Consider the following 17,056-nt stretch of genomic DNA (forward strand, 5'->3'; position numbering starts at 1 on the left):
CCGCTCTGGCTCCGCAAGGGGAAGCTAATGACGTTCTGGAGCATTTTACGCCAGCGATGCTGGGGACTTATTCTGGTGGTTATCGGTGTTTGCGTAATCACTTTTATTATTTCGCACCTGATACCTGGCGACCCCGCGCGGCTATTGGCGGGCGATCGCGCCAGCGATGAAATTGTCGAAAATATCCGCCAACAGTTGGGGCTGAACCAGCCGCTGTATGTCCAATTTTTTCGCTATGTCAGCGACATTTTTCACGGTGATTTAGGCACTTCTATTCGCACCGGACGTCCGGTGCTGGATGAGCTGCGCATCTTCTTCCCGGCCACCCTTGAGCTGGCTTTCTGCTCCTTGTTGCTGGCGCTGGTTATCGGTATTCCTTTGGGCATTTTATCTGCGGTCTGGCGCAACCGCTGGCTTGATCACCTCGTTCGCCTGATGGCGATCACCGGTATCTCCACGCCAGCATTCTGGCTGGGGCTGGGGGTTATCGTGCTGTTTTATGGTCATCTGCAAATTTTACCCGGCGGTGGACGTTTAGACGACTGGCTGGATCCGCCAACTCACGTCACCGGGTTCTATCTGATTGATGCACTGCTGGAAGGCAATGGCGAAGTCTTTTTCAATGCGCTTCAGCACCTGATCCTGCCATCACTGACGCTGGCCTTTGTGCACCTGGGGATCGTTGCCCGCCAGATTCGCTCCGCCATGCTGGAGCAACTGAGTGAAGATTACATTCGCACCGCTCGCGCCAGCGGGTTGCCGGGCTGGTACATCGTGCTGTGTTACGCGTTGCCAAATGCGCTTATCCCCTCGATAACCGTTCTCGGCCTGGCATTGGGCGATCTGCTCTACGGTGCGGTGCTGACTGAAACGGTCTTCGCCTGGCCGGGAATGGGTGCCTGGGTGGTGACGTCGATTCAGGCGCTCGACTTCCCGGCGGTAATGGGATTTGCCGTGGTGGTCTCTTTCGCCTATGTGCTGGTTAACCTGGTGGTGGATTTACTCTACTTGTGGATCGATCCACGAATTGGACGCGGAGACGCACAATGATGCTCACACAAGAAACGCCAGCCGCGCCTCAGACAACACGCCGTCGCACAGACTGGGCTAAACTGTTCTGGATGATGAAAAGCAGCCCGTTGACGCTGGTTGGCGGGGTCATCATTGTGATGATACTGCTGCTGATGGTGCTGTCGCCGTGGATAACCCCTCACGACCCTAATGCCATCAATTTGAGTGCACGCCTGCTGCCCCCGTCAGCCGCTCACTGGTTTGGTACCGATGAAGTCGGCCGCGATCTGTTCAGCCGCGTTCTGGTGGGTAGCCAACAATCGGTCGTTGCGGGGCTGGTCGTGGTGGGTATCGCCGGGGGATTAGGTTCGCTGCTGGGCTGTTTGTCTGGCGTCATGGGCGGACGCGCCGATGCAATTATTATGCGAATAATGGACATTATGCTGTCCATTCCCTCGCTGGTGCTGACGATGGCGCTGGCCGCCGCGTTGGGTCCAAGCCTGTTTAACGCCATGCTGGCGATTGCTATCGTACGTATTCCGTTTTATGTGCGCCTCGCACGCGGTCAAACGTTAGTAGTGCGCCAGTTTACCTATGTGCAGGCGGCGCGGACCTACGGCGCATCACGCTGGCATCTGATTAGCTGGCACATTTTACGTAACTCTCTGCCCCCGCTAATTGTGCAAGCGTCGCTGGATATCGGCAGTGCGATCCTGATGGCCGCCACGCTCGGATTTATCGGTCTGGGCGCACAGCAACCCAGCGCTGAATGGGGAGCGATGGTCGCAATAGGCCGTAATTATGTGCTTGACCAGTGGTGGTATTGCGCTTTCCCCGGCGCCGCCATTCTGATTACCGCCGTGGGCTTTAATCTCTTTGGCGATGGTATTCGCGATCTGCTTGACCCGAAAGCCGGAGGAAAACAGTCATGACACAACCCGTGCTGGAAATCGAAGATTTGCATTTGAGTTTTCCCGGCTATAAAGCTGACGTGCATGCGCTTAAGCATGTATCGCTGCATATTAATCGCGGAGAAATCGTTGGCGTGGTTGGCGAGTCCGGTTCCGGTAAGTCCGTGACGGCCATGCTCACCATGCGTCTGCTGCCGGAAGGCAGTTATCATATCCACCAGGGGCGCGTTTCGCTGCTGGGTGAAGATGTGCTCAATGCCAGCGAGAAGCAAATGCGCCAATGGCGCGGCGCACGCGTAGCGATGATCTTTCAGGAACCCATGACGGCGCTGAATCCGACCCGACGCATCGGTCAGCAAATGGTGGAGGTTATCCGCCATCATCAGGCGTTAAGCCGCACGGATGCCCGTCAGAAAGCCATCGCTTTACTCCAGGAGATGCAAATCCCGGACGCGGCGGAAGTCATGAAGCGTTTCCCGTTTGAGCTTTCCGGCGGGATGCGCCAGCGCGTAATGATAGCGCTGGCCTTTTCGTGTGAACCGGAGCTTATTATTGCCGATGAACCGACCACCGCTCTGGACGTCACGGTGCAACTGCAGGTGCTGCGTTTGCTGAAGTTAAAAGCGCGAGCCAGCGGGACAGCCGTGTTATTTATCAGCCATGATATGGCAGTGGTTTCACAGTTATGCGACCGGTTGTACGTCATGTATGCCGGAAGCGTGATTGAGAGTGGCCCAACGCAAACCGTTATTCAACGCCCGACGCATCCCTATTCCATTGGTCTGCTGAAATGCGCGCCGGAACACGGCGAGCCGCGCGCATTGCTGCCTGCCATTCCCGGCACCGTGCCGAACTTAACCTGCTTACCGACGGGATGCGCGTTTCGCGAGCGCTGCTTTGCCGCTGGCCCCCGTTGTGAAGAAACACCTGCGTTACGCAGTCAGGGAGGCGGGGATCAACAATCTGCCTGCTGGTATCCGCAACTGGAGACAACACATGTCTGATTTTTTACTGGCGCTGCAGAATGTTCATGTCAACTTCCCTGCGCGTAAAAACTGGCTCGGCAAGGTAACGGAACGGGTGCATGCGCTCAATGGTCTGGATTTAGAGATCCGTCAGGGGGAAACGCTGGGGATTGTTGGTGAGTCCGGTTGTGGAAAAAGTACGCTGGCGCAACTGCTGATGGGGATGCTGAAACCCAGTCAGGGCAACTATACGCGCCGTGGTGACAAGCAGCATACCGGTATGCAAATGGTCTTTCAGGATCCCCTTTCATCGCTGGATCCGCGCTTACCGGTATGGCGGATTATCACCGAACCGGTGTGGATCCAAAAACGTCCTGCAGAACGTGAGCGCCGAATGCTTGCTGAAGATTTGGCGCGACAAGTGGGAATTCGTCCTGAATATCTCGACCGCCTGCCGCATGCGTTTTCCGGTGGACAGCGCCAGCGTATTGCCATCGCCCGGGCGTTGTCATCAGAGCCGGACGTGATTGTGCTCGATGAACCTACTTCGGCGCTGGATATCTCCGTGCAGGCGCAAATTCTCAATCTGCTGGTGTCATTGCAGGCGCGCAGAAACCTGACCTACGTGCTGATCTCGCACAACGTGTCGGTGGTCCGCCATATGAGCGACCGCGTGGCGGTGATGTACCTCGGGCAAATTGTTGAGCTGGGCGATGCGCAGCAGGTACTCACGCAGCCCGCCCATCCCTACACGCGATTATTGCTGGATTCGGTCCCTAAAACGGGAGCACCGCTGGCGGAGGATTTGGTGTTACGGAAAACCGAACTACCGGGGAATCGAACGCTGCCCCAGGGTTGTTTTTTCCGTGACAGGTGCCCACTGGCAACCAGCGGCTGTGAGAAGAAACAGGCATTGCTGAAAAGTGATAGCGGAGGTGAAGTTCGCTGCTGGCGGGCGGTTGCATGAGCTGAACGGTTGGCGTATTGCGTGAGAGTCAGGTGCAATACGCCTTTTTCAGTGAATCCACCAGCACTTCAGAAGCGGTAGATAACTTATGATGCGCCGAACGCAAAACGCCGATCCGACGCTGGATCACCGGCGTATCCAGATCGATACAGGTTGCGCCCAGCTCTGTCATTTGCGTACGGCACAATGCGGGCACGGCGCTGCCGCCCAGTCCGCTCGCCACCAGGCGACCAACCGTCACCAGTTGATGGCTCTCCAGCGCCACCTCCAGCGTATGCCCACTTTGCACCAGCTGTTCTTCCAGCATCAGGCGCACGGCGGAAGGACGTTGCAGGGTGATAAAATCCAGCGTCAGCAATTCGCGCCACGCAATACGATCCCGGCCCGCCAGTTTGCATGTCGGCGGAACAATCGCGATAAAACGATCCACGCCGAGCGGGGTGAAATGCAGATGCCCTGAAGAGTCCGGCTCAAAAGCAATGCCCATCTCCACCCGCCCTTCACTGACCATCTCAATCACTTGTTCGTTAATGACGTCATGTACCGTTACGTTGATCCCGGAGTAGGAATCACGAAACGTTTTCAGTACCGATGGCAGGACGTTAGCGGCGAATGAGGGCATGGCGGCAATAGAAATTTTCCCGCGCTGCAGCGTAAAGCGTTGGCGCATTGCCTCTTCCGTATTCTCCCAGTCCGCCAGCAGCTGTCGCCCCATGTTGAGCAGCGTTTCTCCCTCCTGCGTCAGGGTCACTTTACGGGTGGTTCTCAACAGTAACGCCCCGCCCAGTGAATCCTCCAGTCCTTTAATCGCCAGGCTTAAAGCGGGTTGCGACATATTCAGTCTTTCACTGGCATGAGCAAAATTCAGAGTGTGAGCTACCGCTAAAAACGCGCGTAACTGTTTGATGCTCATTCCCATTTCGCATTCCTTTAACTTGTTGAATACCTTTAATTAACATTAAATTGATAAAAAAACCCAATGAGTGAGTCACAAATTTAAAATTAACAAATCATTTTTCACCCCCAATGATGTCGGCAAGGACAACAGGAGGGGCAAGTGTATGGCTGGACTGGATAAACGGGTTGCCACCTATCAAGAGGCGCTGGAAGGACTGACCGATAACATGACGCTGCTGGCGGGCGGTTTTGGCTTATGCGGGATCCCTGAGAACCTGATTGCCGAAGTACGCCGTCGGGAGGTTCAGGGGCTTACGGTTGTGTCAAACAACTGCGGCGTGGATGGTTTTGGCCTTGGCGTTCTGCTGGAAACGCGCCAGGTACGCAAAGTGGTCGCATCTTATGTAGGTGAAAACGCCCTGTTTGAGCAGCAGGTTCTCAGCGGTGAACTGGAAGCTATCCTGACGCCGCAAGGCACGCTGGCTGAGCAGTTGCGCGCGGGCGGCGCGGGGATCCCGGCATTCTTTACCGCGACCGGATACGGAACCCCGGTCGCGCAAGGGAAAGAAGTTCGCGAGTTTGCCGGACGCCCTTACATCTTAGAGCAGGCGATAACCGGTGATTTTGCGTTGGTTAAAGGCTGGAAAGCCGACTGGTACGGCAACGTTATTTATCGCCACACCGCACAGAATTTTAATCCGCTGATGGCCGCCGCTGGGCGTATTACCGTCGTGGAAGTTGAAGAAATTGTCCCTCCCGGAGAGCTGGACCCCGCCGCAATTCACACCCCCGGAATTTACGTTAACCGCATTATCCAGGGGCAGTTTGAAAAACGTATTGAACAACGCACCCTGCGCCAGAAAGGAGCCTGACCATGTTAACGCGTGAACAAATGGCGATGCGTGTCGCCCGCGAGCTGCGAGACGGTTATTACGTCAACCTTGGGATTGGTATTCCTACTCTGGTGGCGAACTACATTCCTGAAGGCATGGACGTAATGCTGCAATCGGAAAACGGCTTGCTGGGTATGGGCCCGTTTCCCACGGAAGACGAAATTGATGCTGACATGATCAACGCCGGGAAACAGACCGTGACGGCGCGCAAAGGCGCGGCAATCTTCGACTCGGCGCAATCCTTCGCCATGATCCGCGGCGGTCACGTCGACCTGACGGTGCTCGGCGCGTTTGAAGTGGATGTTAACGGCAATATCGCCTCATGGATGATCCCCGGAAAAATGGTGAAAGGCATGGGCGGCGCGATGGATTTGGTTGCCGGAGCCGACAACATCATCGTGGTGATGACGCATGCCTCTAAAAGCGGCGAGTCGAAACTGCTTCCCGCCTGCACCCTGCCGCTGACCGGCGTGGCCTGTATTAAACGCGTGCTTACCGATCTGGCGCTGCTGGAGATTGCCGATGGGGCGTTCATTCTGCGCGAGCGAGCGCCGGGCATCAGCGTGGATGAGATTGTCGCCAGAACCGCCGGCAAGCTGATCGTTCCCGAAAATGTCCCCGAAATGCACTTTAGCTGAGGAGCTGACCATGCAGGATGTTGTTATTGTCGCGGCAACGCGCACCCCAATTGGCAGTTTTCATGGCGCGCTGGCGCCGCTTTCCGCGGTTGAACTAGGTTCAGTGGTGATCCGTTCGCTGCTGGAAAAAACCGCCGTGGCACCTGAGCAAATTGATGAAGTGATCTTCGGCCAGGTTCTGACGGCTGGCAGCGGCCAGAACCCTGCCAGGCAAACGGCGTTACGCGCAGGACTGCCGGTCACCACGCCCGCGTTAACCCTTAATCTGGTGTGCGGCTCGGGCATGAAGGCGGTGCATCAGGCGGTCCAGGCGATTCGCTGCGGCGATGCGCAAATTGTGATTGCCGGTGGGCAGGAGAGCATGAGCAATGCGCCCTATTTCCTTGACGGCGCCCGGGCGGGACTGCGGCTCGGTCATGCCAGCATGAAAGACAGCGTGGTGCATGACGGTCTGTGGGATGCGTTTAACGACTATCACATGGGGATTACCGCGGAAAATCTGGCGGATAAGTTCGTGATCGGTCGCGAGCAGCAGGACGCCTTTGCCCTGCGCTCACAGCAAAAAGCGGCCGCCGCCATTGAAGCCGGTCGTTTTAGCGCGGAAATCACGCCAGTCAGCGTCCCGCAGGGCAAAAAACCGCCGCGTGTCGTGGATCATGACGAACAGCCTCGTCCGGATACGCAGGCTGAAAAGCTGGCGCAGCTCAAACCAGCGTTTCGCCCAGGTAACGGCACGGTGACCGCAGGGAATGCCTCTTCAATCAACGATGGCGCCGCCGCGGTGATGTTGATGAGCGCCGCCAAAGCAGCAGAACTCAATCTGCCGGTTCTTGCCAGAGTGGCGGGCTACGCTGTCTCCGGCGTCGACCCTGCGATTATGGGTATTGGGCCGGTAGAGGCATCACTTCAGTGCCTGAAGCGAGCTGGCTGGACGTTGAATGATGTCGATCTCATTGAAGCCAACGAAGCCTTTGCCGCGCAAGCGCTGGCGGTTGGCGAATCCCTGAACTGGGACAGCAATCGGGTGAACGTAAACGGCGGCGCGATTGCGCTGGGCCATCCCATTGGGGCGTCAGGTTGCCGAATTCTGGTGACTTTGCTGCACGAAATGGCCCGCCGTAACGCCGCCAAAGGGCTGGCTACGCTGTGCGTAGGCGGCGGTCAGGGGGTGGCGCTGGCGGTTGAGCGCCCGCAGGAGGTATCTCATGAAAAGTAAGCATATCTGCGTACTGGGCGCGGGGTTAATGGGTGTCGGTATTGCCACCCACTTCGTCCGTTATGGTCACGATGTCTGGCTGTACGACACCGATAGCAACCGTATTGCAGACATTGGCGCAGTTGCCAGCGGTATTCTGGATGAACTGATTGCCACCGAACAGTTTCCTAAAAACGACAAAGAACAGGCTGTGAGTCGTCTGCATGGTACTACCTCGCTGCACGATATTGCCGCGTGCGGGTTACTGATCGAAGCCATCCCGGAGCGACTCGAACTCAAGCACGCGTTGTATGCACAACTGGAAGCACTGATCGCGCCAGAGGCCGTCATTGCCAGTAACACCAGCGGCCTGCCGCCGGATGCGCTGGCAGAAAAGCTCGCCCATCCTGAGCGGTTGTTAATCGCCCATTTCTGGCACCCGCCGCATTTTATTCCACTGGTTGAGATTGTACCCGGCACGGCCACGAAGCCGGAATATCTGCAGGAACTGCAACAGCTGCTGCTTTCGATGCAACTGGAAGCCGTTGTGCTCGACCGCGCCGCGCCGGGGTTTGTCGGTAATCGCCTGCAGTTCGCTCTGCTGCGTGAAGCGTTGCATATCGTAAAAAGCGGGATCGCCAGCGCAGAGGTGGTGGATCAGGTAATGCGCGCCTCGCTCGGTCGTCGCTATGCGATGGTCGGTCCGCTGGAGGCGGCGGATATGACCGGACTTTCTACGGTACAGGACATTTGTCGGCATCTGCTACCGGAGCTGGCGACCGGGAGCGACATGATGTCTCTGGTCGCTGACAAGGTGGCTAACGGTGATACCGGTTTGCGCAGCGGTCAGGGATTTTATCGCTGGGATGATTCGCGCAAGGAATATATCCAGCAACGCAGAGAGCATCAGCTGCGCTTTGCCCTGAAACCGTAACTTCTCTTTCTGTACCCCACTATAACAATGATATTGAGGAGTCATGATGAGTGTATTAATCGCCCTGGCAGCGTTGGGCCTGCTGATGCTGGCAGCCTATCGCGGATATAGCGTCATCCTGTTTGCCCCCATCGCGGCATTAGGTGCTGTATTGCTCACCGAACCCAGCGCCGTCGGCCCTGCCTTCACCGGCCTGTTTATGGAGAAAATGGTCGGTTTTGTGAAGCTTTACTTCCCGGTGTTCTTACTGGGCGCTGTGTTTGGCAAGTTAATCGAGTTATCGGGTTTTTCTCGCTCCATCGTTGCCGCCGCCATCAACATTCTCGGGCGTCGTCACGCCATCCCTGTGATTGTGCTGGTGTGTGCACTGTTGACCTACGGCGGCGTATCGCTGTTCGTGGTGGCATTTGCGGTGTATCCGTTTGCGGCGGAGCTGTTCCGTCAGAGTAATATTCCGAAGCGCCTGATCCCGGCCACCGTTGCGCTGGGCGCGTTTTCCTTCACCATGGACGCTCTGCCAGGCACGCCGCAGATCCAGAACATTATTCCGACTAGCTTCTTTGGAACTAACGCCTGGGCCGCGCCCTGGCTGGGTTTGATCGGCTCTCTGTTTATCATCGTTGTCGGTCTGGTTTATCTCGAGCGCCAGCGTCGTAAAGCGCAGGCAAAGAATGAAGGGTACGGCACTGAACTGTTAAACGAGCCGGAAACGCCGGATAACATTAACCTGCCGAACCCGATAATTGCTATCTCTCCGCTGATCCTGGTTGGCGTTTTTAACCTACTATTTACCCACTGGATCCCGCAATGGTATGGCGCTACGCATCAACTGGAACTTCCGGGCCTTGCCAAACCGATTACCACCGAAGTCGGTAAAATCACCGCTATCTGGGCGGTAGAAGCGGCGCTGATTTCTGGGATCCTGCTGGTGGTACTCTTCGGCTATCGCAACATTAAAGGTCGCCTGGCGGAAGGGAGCCGAACGGCGGTTGGCGGCGCGATCCTCGCGGCCATGAACACCGCATCAGAATACGGTTTTGGCGCAGTGATCGCCGCCCTGCCAGGTTTCCTTGTGCTGTCAAAAGCGCTGGCGGCCATTCCCGACCCGCTGCTCAATGAGGCTATCAGCATCACCACGCTTGCCGGGATCACCGGCTCGGCATCTGGCGGGATGAGTATTGCCCTCGCCGCCATGTCTGACACTTTTATTGCCGCCGCCCATGCCGCCAATATTCCCCTCGAGGTCTTCCACCGCGTGGCGTCAATGGCCAGCGGTGGTATGGATACTCTGCCGCATAACGGTGCGGTCATTACCCTGCTGGCCATAACCGGTCTTAGCCATCGTCAGGCGTACGGCGGGATATTCGCCATTACCGTAATTAAAAGTCTGGCCGTGCTGTTTGTTATCGGCGTCTTCTACACCACCGGAATTGTTTAAGGAGAATCATCATGAACTTAACGGGAAAAACCGCTCTGGTTACCGGCTCTACCAGCGGTATTGGATTAGGCATCGCACAGGTGCTGGCGCAAGCGGGCGCTACCCTGATCCTTAACGGATTTGGTGATGTGGAAGCCGCCAAAGATGCCATTGCACAATATGGCAAAACGCCAGGCTATCATGGCGCGGACCTGAGCGATGAAGCGCAAATTGCCGACATGATGCGCTATGCCGATAGCGAATTTGGCGGTGTGGATATTCTGGTCAACAATGCCGGGATCCAGCATGTTTCACCGGTGGAGACCTTCCCGGTTGATAAATGGAACGCGATTATCGCCATTAACCTCTCTTCTGTCTTTCACACCACGCGCCTGGCGCTTCCCGGCATGCGTAAGCGTAACTGGGGACGCATCATCAATATCGCTTCTGTTCATGGTCTGGTGGCCTCAAAAGAGAAATCCGCCTATGTGGCGGCGAAGCACGGCGTGGTGGGATTAACCAAAACCATTGCGCTGGAGACCGCGCAGACGGGTATCACCTGCAATGCGCTGTGCCCCGGTTGGGTGCTTACGCCGTTGGTCCAGCAGCAAATCGATAAACGTATTGCCGAAGGCGCTGAGCCTGACGCCGCGCGTGACGCCCTGCTGGCGGAAAAACAGCCGTCGCGCGAATTCGTCACGCCGCAACAGTTGGGTGAGCTTGCGCTATTTTTGTGCTCAGACGGGGCGTCGCAGGTGCGTGGCGTGGCGTGGAATATGGATGGCGGCTGGGTGGCGCAATAAAGACATCTGGTGCCGGATAAGACCCCGTCGCATCCGGCACACCATCTTTACGATTTTAACTGATAATCCAGCGTGATTTCCGCGTTCAGTACCTGTGATACCGGGCAGCCGGCTTTTGCTTTCTGGATGATGCCGTCAAACGTGGCGGAATCTATCCCGGGGACGCTCACCTGACTGTGTAGCGCGACTTTGGTGATAGCAAATCCGGCATCCACTTTATCCAGAGAAACATCGGCAGTGGTATCAATGGCATCTGGGGTAAAACCCGCTTCGCCCAGCATGAGCGAAAGCGCCATTGAGAAGCAGGCTGCATGCGCCGCGCCAATCAACTCTTCAGGATTGGTGCCTTTCGCCCCTTCAAATCGGGTATTAAACCCATACGGTTGCTGATTCAACACCCCACTTTCGGTCGACACGGTACCTTTACCGCGCTTAATGTCGCCTTCCCAGTGTGCCTGACCTTTCTTATGGATAGTCATTACCGCTCTCCTGTGTTGTCGTTGGAGTTACAAGTATAGGACGGCTGAGAAAAAGCATGGCACATACGGGATAGTTCTCATTTGCCGCTTAAGCATTGACCTTTCAGCTGAAATGACCGACCATCCAGAAAGCCGCTATTTTTAACATCGGCTTTCTATCAGGTTGTATTTCGTCCGTTCTCATACGGACTCGCCCTTGAAACCAGTAACAGGATTAAGGAGTTAGAATGAAATCGAACCGTCAGGCCCGTCATATTCTCGGACTGGACCACAAAATCTCAAATCAACGCAAAGTCGTGACCGAAGGTGACAAAACCAACGTGGTCAATAATCCTACCGGAAGAAAGCGCCGCGCTGACGCCAAATAGCCTTTCGCACGTCTGACTGAATAACGAGATAAACACCATTGCAACCGCAGTGGTGTTTTTGCTTATAAAACCCCTTAACCCATTCACAATGCTTTATACTTCGGCCGTTTCCCTGGCGGACAGGCCACATACGATCATAAAGAGTGCCAGGGACGGTTATTCAAAAAAGAGTGAGTGACATGGAAAACGAAACTAAAAAACTGCGTTCCCTTTACATCCCCTACGCTGGCCCGGTTCTGCTTGAATTCCCTTTACTGAATAAAGGGAGTGCTTTCAGTGCGGAAGAACGCCGTAACTTCAACCTGCTGGGGTTACTGCCGGAAGTGGTCGAGACGATTGAAGAACAGGCTGAACGCGCCTGGATCCAATATCAGGGATTCAAAACCGAAATCGATAAACATATTTACCTGCGCAACATCCAGGACACCAACGAAACCCTGTTTTACCGACTGGTGCATAATCACCTTGATGAGATGATGCCAGTTATCTATACCCCAACGGTTGGCGCGGCCTGTGAGCGTTTCTCCGAGATTTATCGTCGCGCGCGCGGCGTGTTTATCTCTTATCAGAACCGCCACAATATGGACGATATCCTGCAAAACGTTCCTAACCACAATATCAAGGTCATCGTTGTCACCGATGGGGAACGTATTTTGGGTCTTGGCGATCAGGGGATCGGCGGGATGGGTATTCCAATCGGTAAACTGTCGCTGTATACCGCGTGTGGTGGGATCAGCCCGGCCTACACCCTGCCGGTGGTACTGGACGTCGGAACCAACAACCAGCAACTGCTCAACGATCCGCTGTATATGGGCTGGCGTAATCCGCGTATCACCGATGATGAATACTACGAATTTGTCGATGAATTCATCCAGGCCGTGAAGCATCGCTGGCCGGACGTGCTGTTGCAGTTTGAAGACTTCGCACAGAAAAACGCCATGCCGCTGTTGACCCGCTATCGCGATGAAATTTGCTCGTTTAACGACGATATTCAGGGTACCGCTGCGGTAACCGTTGGCACGCTGATTGCGGCCAGCCGTGCGGCCGGTAGCCAGTTAAGCGAACAGAACATTGTCTTCCTCGGGGCAGGTTCCGCCGGTTGCGGAATTGCCGAGCAGATCATCGCGCAAATCCAGCGTGAAGGTTTAAGCGAAGAAGCGGCGCGTCAACGCGTGTTTATGGTCGATCGCTTCGGCCTGTTAACCGATAAGATGCCGAACCTGCTCTCTTTCCAGACCAAACTGGTGCAAAAACGCGAAAATCTGCAGCACTGGGATACGCAAGAAGATGTGCTGTCGTTACTCGATGTGGTACGCAACGTTAAGCCGGACATCCTGATTGGTGTTTCCGGACAGACCGGCCTGTTTACCGAAGAGATCATTCGCGAAATGCATAAACATTGCCCGCGTCCGATCGTCATGCCGCTGTCTAACCCAACTTCCCGCGTAGAAGCCACGCCACAGGATATTATCGCCTGGACCGAGGGTAACGCGCTGGTTGCGACCGGTAGCCCGTTCGCACCGGTACTGTGGAAAGAGAAAATCTATCCCATTGCCCAATGTAACAACGCCTATATCTTCCCGGGTATTGGTCTGGGGGTAATTGCTTCTGGTGCATCGCGTATCACCGATGAAATGCTGATGTCGGCCAGTGAAACGCTGGCGCAGTATTCACCGCTGGTGCTCAACGGCGAAGGACTGGTGTTACCTGAGCTGAAAGATATTCAGACCGTTTCCCGCGCCATCGCGTTTGCCGTCGGTAAAATGGCCCAGCAGCAAGGCGTGGCGGTGAAAACTTCCGCCGAAGCGCTGCAACAGGCGATTGACGATAATTTCTGGCAGGCAGAATACCGCGACTACCGTCGTACCTCTATCTGACGGTTTGCCCGGCGGCACTCTGCTGCCGGGCGCTCAGAACTTGCGCGACTGCGTGACTTACGATTACACTTTCACCATCTATTAACATTTGGAAAATAATAAGGAGGATACTTATGCTGTACTGTGAACGTTTTATCGTTTCACATGCTTTTGGCGATCGCCAGTGCTCAAGCGTTATCGGTATCGTGCTGCGATAACTTCTGCTTGAGCGAAGCTAACTTCTAAATCCCCTTCTCTCGGGCTTACCGGGTTATCGTCAGCGATGTTTGACGAGGCGTTTTTACGCCTGTAACTCTTGAGTAAGCAACAATGAGCACATTACTAACCGCACAATCCTTACACGTTGATACGGCATTCGGCACGCTATTCGACGATCTTTCCTTTACCCTGAAAAAAGGCGACCGCATCGGGCTTATCGGCTACAACGGCTGCGGCAAAAGCACGCTGTTAAAACTGCTCGACGGCACAATTTCGCCGACCAGTGGGGTTATCGCGCAGGCAAATCACTGCCATCTCGCCCGTGTAGAACAACATCTGCCTGACGAAATATTGCCACTCACGCTGCAGGAAGCCGTTCTGGCTCAACTGCCCGAGCATGAACGCGCAGGTCAGCAGTGGCGAGTTGAAGCACTGCTCGCCGAAATGGGGTTCACGCCGGAGAATTTATCTCTGACAGCACACACGCTGAGCGGCGGCCAACACACGCGTCTGTTATTGGCGCGGGCGCTGATGCGAAACCCTGACCTGCTGCTGCTGGATGAGCCGGGTAACCACCTGGATCTGCCAACATTACTGTGGCTGGAACAGTTCTTACAAAACTGGTCTGGCAGTTTTGTGGTGGTTTCCCACGACCCGCAGCTGTTAGACGCGGTGACTCACGGAACCTGGATCCTGCGCGATCGAACTCTCCATGCCTTCGATCTGCCCTGTAGCGCGGCGCGTCAGGCTCTGGCAGAAAGAGACATCAGCGATGCTCTGCGCCATAAGGCTGAGCAAAAGGAGATAGACCGGGTGACCGCCAGCGCCAAACGGCTGGCTACCTGGGGGCGGGTCTACGACAACGAAGATCTTTCCCGCAAGGCCAAGCAGATGGAAAAACAGGTACAGCGCCTGAAAGAGGTACAGACTGAAGTGACGTCAGGAAGTCAGTGGACACTAACATTGCAGGGAGATGCCCTGCGTGCGGATCGTTTGCTGGAGATGACTAATCTGTCCGTGGCCCCTGCTCCCGACGCCGATACGCTGTTTTCCATTGCCGGTCTCCGGTTAAAAAGCGGCGATCGCGTGGCGATTGTCGGGCGCAACGGTTGTGGGAAATCATCGTTGTTAAGGCTTATCTGGCAACAGTTTCACTCACAACTGGCATCACCTTCACTGGTGTTGCACCCGCGCGTTACGTTGGGCTATTACGACCAGACGCTGCACCAACTCGCAGATAACGATTCGTTATTTGACGCGCTGGAGCCGTTTGCTCCGCAGCCTGATATCCGCAAAATGGCGCTGATTAGCGCGGGTTTTCCGTGGGTTCGTCACGCGCAGCGGATCAGTTCCCTAAGCGGCGGTGAGCGCTCCCGGCTGCTGTTTGTTGGGCTAACGCTTGCGCGCTACAGCCTGCTGATGCTCGATGAACCGACCAACCATCTGGATCTGGAAGGTAAAGAGGCGTTAGCAGAAACGCTGCAAAGCTATAACGGCGGCGTGTTGTTGGTCAGTCACGACCGTCAGCTTATTAGCCAAAGCTGTAACCGGTTTTGGTTGATCGACAACGGCGAACTCAGTGAATGGCACGATCTGGACGCGGTCAATGCGCGTATTCGGGAAACATCCTCGGAGATAACCGTTCCCAAAACGGTGGTCGATGCGAGAGCCGAAATAAGCGGTGACAGCGATGGATTGCTGGAACAACTTCTTGAGCTGGAGCAGCGTCTGGCTGACGATCTTGCCCGCAAGCCGAAACATCAAAAGCCGCTGTTACAGGCGCAATGGCGTGAGGAGATTGAGCGCCTGAACTCACAACTGGAGTAAACCGTATTGCCGGATGGCAGCCTACATCAGCAAAATGCGCGTGTAGGCCCGTCATCCGGCTTATCGAAACATGACGTTTTTTTGGCAAAAAAATGGCGCTACTGGTGTAGCGCCATTACGATCAGGGCTCGTCAGGAGTTAGTTAACCCCTTCCTCGCTCTCTTTTTTCGCTTCTTGTCGTTCAACTTCGCGATACCAGCGTGGGTGATGTTTCTTCGCCCAGCGGCGGCTCACTTTCCCTTCGACCATGCCTTTAATCGATCCTTTCACCCAGAATGCCATATACATGTGGATGAGGATGGCGTGCATCAGGATAATCCCCGCAGCCGCATGGATAAGCAGGCTATAGCGCACGACCTGCATCGGGAAGAACTGCGCAAAGTACGGACGCCAGATAATGATGCCGGTGATCAGCAGCACGAAAATCATGCTCATGATCGACCAGAACATCATTTTCTGTCCGGCATTGTACTTACCCACGTCCGCCACTTTGTGTTCATTGCCTTTCAGCACTTCCACAATGTTTTTCAGCCACGGGATATCTTTTTTATCCGGGATGTTGTGGTGAACAAAGCGTACAAACATGAACATCAGTGCCACGAAGATCAGCAGTCCGAAGAACGGGTGCAAAATGCGCCCCATCTGCGGCGTACCGAAGGTCTGCGTCAGCCATTGCAGAGTCGGGAAGAAAAACGAAATCCCCGACAACGCCACCAGGAAGAAGCAGATCACCACTGTCCAGTGACAGGCGCGGTCGATAAACTTCGTGCGCACAATCATTTTCGACTTACTCATGATGATCCTCCTCGTCGTCGTCCACTTCCTTATTCGGACCGATACCAATGTAGTGGTAAATCAGTCCGGCGAAGGTGGCGATAAATCCGGCAGCGGCCAGCGGTTTCAGCGCCCCTTTCCACAGATTGATAGAGGTATCGATCTGCGGTTCTTTCGGCAGGCCGTGATACAGCTCCGGCTGGTTGGCATGATGCAGAACGTACATCACGTGCGTGCCACCCACACCTTCCGGGTTGTAGAGACCGGCATGTTCATAACCGCGTGCTTTCAGTTTTGCCACACGCTGTTCGCCCATTTCCAGCATTTCCTGCTTGGTGCCGAAATGGATTGCCCCGGTCGGACAGGTCTTCACGCAGGCAGGCTCCTGCCCGACGCTGACGCGGTCCACACACAGCGTACATTTATATACGCGGTTATCCTCTTTATTGAGGCGCGGAATATTAAATGGACACCCGGCAATACAGTAGCCGCAGCCAATGCAGTGCTCTGACTGAAAATCAACAATCCCGTTGGCGTACTGGATGATAGCCCCGGCAGACGGGCATGCCTTCAGACAGCCCGGATCTTCACAGTGCATACAGCCGTCTTTACGAATCAACCACTCGAGCTTGCCGTTCTGTTCGGTTTCGGTAAACCGCATCACCGTCCAGGACTTGGCGCTAAGATCGGCAGGGTTGTCATACACCCCGACGCAGTGGCCGACTTCATCGCGGATATCATTCCACTCTGAGCATGCCACCTGACAGGCCTTACAGCCTATGCAGGTGGAAACGTCGATCAGCTTTGCGACCTCAGCTTTGTAATCACGGGCCTGAGGCGGCGGCGTGATGGCGTTTGTTGCGGACCGTTTGATGATGTCCTGCGTTTCCATAGACATATGT

17 protein-coding genes are annotated in these 17,056 nt (G+C 55.3%); 13 read left to right on the forward strand and 4 right to left on the reverse strand.

Annotated features, from left to right (window positions below; translation table 11 throughout):
- Positions 1 to 27 precede the first annotated feature (27 nt).
- The 4 genes from WC7_RS13995 to WC7_RS13980 are packed head-to-tail and all read left to right on the forward strand — an operon-like array spanning position 28 to position 3,854.
- The gene (locus WC7_RS13995) at positions 28 to 1,050 is read left to right on the forward strand and encodes an ABC transporter permease (RefSeq protein WP_016153091.1); all 1,023 of its coding nucleotides are present in this window, start codon (positions 28 to 30) and stop codon (positions 1,048 to 1,050) included.
- Positions 1,047 to 1,943 carry a D,D-dipeptide ABC transporter permease gene (gene ddpC, locus WC7_RS13990; RefSeq protein WP_016153092.1) on the forward strand — a complete coding sequence of 299 codons (897 nt, stop codon included), beginning with the start codon at positions 1,047 to 1,049 and terminating at the stop codon, positions 1,941 to 1,943. Before WC7_RS13995 ends, ddpC begins: the two co-directional genes overlap by 4 nt.
- A complete protein-coding gene (locus tag WC7_RS13985) occupies positions 1,940 to 2,926 on the forward strand; it encodes an ABC transporter ATP-binding protein (protein ID WP_016153093.1) in 987 nt (328 codons plus the stop codon). Before ddpC ends, WC7_RS13985 begins: the two co-directional genes overlap by 4 nt.
- Positions 2,919 to 3,854, forward strand: coding sequence for an ABC transporter ATP-binding protein (locus WC7_RS13980; protein ID WP_016153094.1), 936 nt, complete (start codon positions 2,919 to 2,921; stop codon positions 3,852 to 3,854). The genes WC7_RS13985 and WC7_RS13980 overlap by 8 nt, the downstream gene beginning before the upstream one ends.
- 28 nt (positions 3,855 to 3,882) lie before the next feature.
- On the opposite strand, the gene WC7_RS13975 is transcribed toward WC7_RS13980, so the two are convergent.
- Positions 3,883 to 4,773, reverse strand: a complete 891-nt coding sequence (locus WC7_RS13975; RefSeq protein WP_016153095.1) for a LysR family transcriptional regulator — start codon at positions 4,771 to 4,773, stop codon at positions 3,883 to 3,885.
- Between the two features lie 142 nt (positions 4,774 to 4,915).
- On the opposite strand from WC7_RS13975, the gene WC7_RS13970 reads away from it, so the two are divergent.
- From WC7_RS13970 to WC7_RS13945, 6 genes are read left to right on the forward strand one after another with little or no spacing between them, the layout of a single operon-like run.
- On the forward strand, positions 4,916 to 5,623 hold the full coding sequence (locus tag WC7_RS13970) for a CoA transferase subunit A (RefSeq protein WP_016153096.1): 708 nt from the start codon (positions 4,916 to 4,918) through the stop codon (positions 5,621 to 5,623).
- Between the two features lie 2 nt (positions 5,624 to 5,625).
- Positions 5,626 to 6,282 carry a CoA transferase subunit B gene (locus WC7_RS13965; RefSeq protein WP_016153097.1) on the forward strand — a complete coding sequence of 219 codons (657 nt, stop codon included), beginning with the start codon at positions 5,626 to 5,628 and terminating at the stop codon, positions 6,280 to 6,282.
- Between the two features lie 10 nt (positions 6,283 to 6,292).
- Entirely contained in the window at positions 6,293 to 7,498 is a 1,206-nt protein-coding gene (locus WC7_RS13960) for an acetyl-CoA C-acetyltransferase (RefSeq protein WP_016153098.1), read from the forward strand.
- Positions 7,488 to 8,411, forward strand: coding sequence for a 3-hydroxyacyl-CoA dehydrogenase family protein (locus WC7_RS13955; RefSeq protein ID WP_016153099.1), 924 nt, complete (start codon positions 7,488 to 7,490; stop codon positions 8,409 to 8,411). The genes WC7_RS13960 and WC7_RS13955 overlap by 11 nt, the downstream gene beginning before the upstream one ends.
- A 43-nt stretch (positions 8,412 to 8,454) precedes the next feature.
- Positions 8,455 to 9,849 (forward strand): GntP family permease, encoded by a 1,395-nt coding sequence (locus WC7_RS13950; RefSeq protein ID WP_196615732.1) that lies wholly within the window; start codon positions 8,455 to 8,457, stop codon positions 9,847 to 9,849.
- A gap of 11 nt (positions 9,850 to 9,860) precedes the next feature.
- The gene (locus tag WC7_RS13945; protein WP_016153101.1) at positions 9,861 to 10,631 is read left to right on the forward strand and encodes a 3-hydroxybutyrate dehydrogenase; all 771 of its coding nucleotides are present in this window, start codon (positions 9,861 to 9,863) and stop codon (positions 10,629 to 10,631) included.
- Between the two features lie 47 nt (positions 10,632 to 10,678).
- Here the strand turns inward: WC7_RS13945 and WC7_RS13940 are convergent, their stop codons facing one another.
- Positions 10,679 to 11,110, reverse strand: coding sequence for an OsmC family protein (locus WC7_RS13940; protein WP_016153102.1), 432 nt, complete (start codon positions 11,108 to 11,110; stop codon positions 10,679 to 10,681).
- Positions 11,111 to 11,337: 227 nt separating this feature from the next.
- Here WC7_RS13940 and sra point away from each other — a divergent pair, with 227 nt between their 5' ends.
- From sra to WC7_RS13925, 3 genes are all read left to right on the forward strand, one after another.
- The gene (gene sra, locus WC7_RS13935; protein ID WP_016153103.1) at positions 11,338 to 11,478 is read left to right on the forward strand and encodes a stationary-phase-induced ribosome-associated protein; all 141 of its coding nucleotides are present in this window, start codon (positions 11,338 to 11,340) and stop codon (positions 11,476 to 11,478) included.
- Positions 11,479 to 11,657: 179 nt separating this feature from the next.
- Positions 11,658 to 13,355 (forward strand): malate dehydrogenase, encoded by a 1,698-nt coding sequence (maeA, locus tag WC7_RS13930; RefSeq protein ID WP_016153104.1) that lies wholly within the window; start codon positions 11,658 to 11,660, stop codon positions 13,353 to 13,355.
- A 309-nt stretch (positions 13,356 to 13,664) separates the two neighbouring features.
- Entirely contained in the window at positions 13,665 to 15,380 is a 1,716-nt protein-coding gene (locus WC7_RS13925; RefSeq protein ID WP_016153105.1) for an ABC-F family ATP-binding cassette domain-containing protein, read from the forward strand.
- A 138-nt stretch (positions 15,381 to 15,518) separates the two neighbouring features.
- Here WC7_RS13925 and fdnI read toward each other — a convergent pair whose 3' ends face one another.
- Positions 15,519 to 16,175 (reverse strand): formate dehydrogenase-N subunit gamma, encoded by a 657-nt coding sequence (gene fdnI, locus WC7_RS13920; protein WP_016153106.1) that lies wholly within the window; start codon positions 16,173 to 16,175, stop codon positions 15,519 to 15,521.
- A complete protein-coding gene (gene fdnH, locus WC7_RS13915; RefSeq protein ID WP_016153107.1) occupies positions 16,168 to 17,052 on the reverse strand; it encodes a formate dehydrogenase N subunit beta in 885 nt (294 codons plus the stop codon). Before fdnH ends, fdnI begins: the two co-directional genes overlap by 8 nt.
- Positions 17,053 to 17,056 lie beyond the last annotated feature (4 nt).

Source organism: Citrobacter sp. KTE151 (genome assembly GCF_000398845.1).
Classification (GTDB): Bacteria; Pseudomonadota; Gammaproteobacteria; order Enterobacterales; family Enterobacteriaceae; genus Citrobacter; species Citrobacter braakii.

Excerpts from the sequence above, each read along its gene's own strand:
- WC7_RS13995 (WP_016153091.1), top strand. The coding sequence starts at position 28 with ATGACGTTCTGGAGCATTTTACGCCAGCGATGCTGGGGACTTATTCTG.
- ddpC (WP_016153092.1), top strand. The coding sequence starts at position 1,047 with ATGATGCTCACACAAGAAACGCCAGCCGCGCCTCAGACAACACGCCGT.
- WC7_RS13985 (WP_016153093.1), top strand. The coding sequence starts at position 1,940 with ATGACACAACCCGTGCTGGAAATCGAAGATTTGCATTTGAGTTTTCCC.
- WC7_RS13980 (WP_016153094.1), top strand. The coding sequence starts at position 2,919 with ATGTCTGATTTTTTACTGGCGCTGCAGAATGTTCATGTCAACTTCCCT.
- WC7_RS13975 (WP_016153095.1), bottom strand. The coding sequence starts at position 4,773 with ATGGGAATGAGCATCAAACAGTTACGCGCGTTTTTAGCGGTAGCTCAC.
- WC7_RS13970 (WP_016153096.1), top strand. The coding sequence starts at position 4,916 with ATGGCTGGACTGGATAAACGGGTTGCCACCTATCAAGAGGCGCTGGAA.
- WC7_RS13965 (WP_016153097.1), top strand. The coding sequence starts at position 5,626 with ATGTTAACGCGTGAACAAATGGCGATGCGTGTCGCCCGCGAGCTGCGA.
- WC7_RS13960 (WP_016153098.1), top strand. The coding sequence starts at position 6,293 with ATGCAGGATGTTGTTATTGTCGCGGCAACGCGCACCCCAATTGGCAGT.
- WC7_RS13955 (WP_016153099.1), top strand. The coding sequence starts at position 7,488 with ATGAAAAGTAAGCATATCTGCGTACTGGGCGCGGGGTTAATGGGTGTC.
- WC7_RS13950 (WP_196615732.1), top strand. The coding sequence starts at position 8,455 with ATGATGAGTGTATTAATCGCCCTGGCAGCGTTGGGCCTGCTGATGCTG.
- WC7_RS13945 (WP_016153101.1), top strand. The coding sequence starts at position 9,861 with ATGAACTTAACGGGAAAAACCGCTCTGGTTACCGGCTCTACCAGCGGT.
- WC7_RS13940 (WP_016153102.1), bottom strand. The coding sequence starts at position 11,110 with ATGACTATCCATAAGAAAGGTCAGGCACACTGGGAAGGCGACATTAAG.
- sra (WP_016153103.1), top strand. The coding sequence starts at position 11,338 with ATGAAATCGAACCGTCAGGCCCGTCATATTCTCGGACTGGACCACAAA.
- maeA (WP_016153104.1), top strand. The coding sequence starts at position 11,658 with ATGGAAAACGAAACTAAAAAACTGCGTTCCCTTTACATCCCCTACGCT.
- WC7_RS13925 (WP_016153105.1), top strand. The coding sequence starts at position 13,665 with ATGAGCACATTACTAACCGCACAATCCTTACACGTTGATACGGCATTC.
- fdnI (WP_016153106.1), bottom strand. The coding sequence starts at position 16,175 with ATGAGTAAGTCGAAAATGATTGTGCGCACGAAGTTTATCGACCGCGCC.
- fdnH (WP_016153107.1), bottom strand. The coding sequence starts at position 17,052 with ATGTCTATGGAAACGCAGGACATCATCAAACGGTCCGCAACAAACGCC.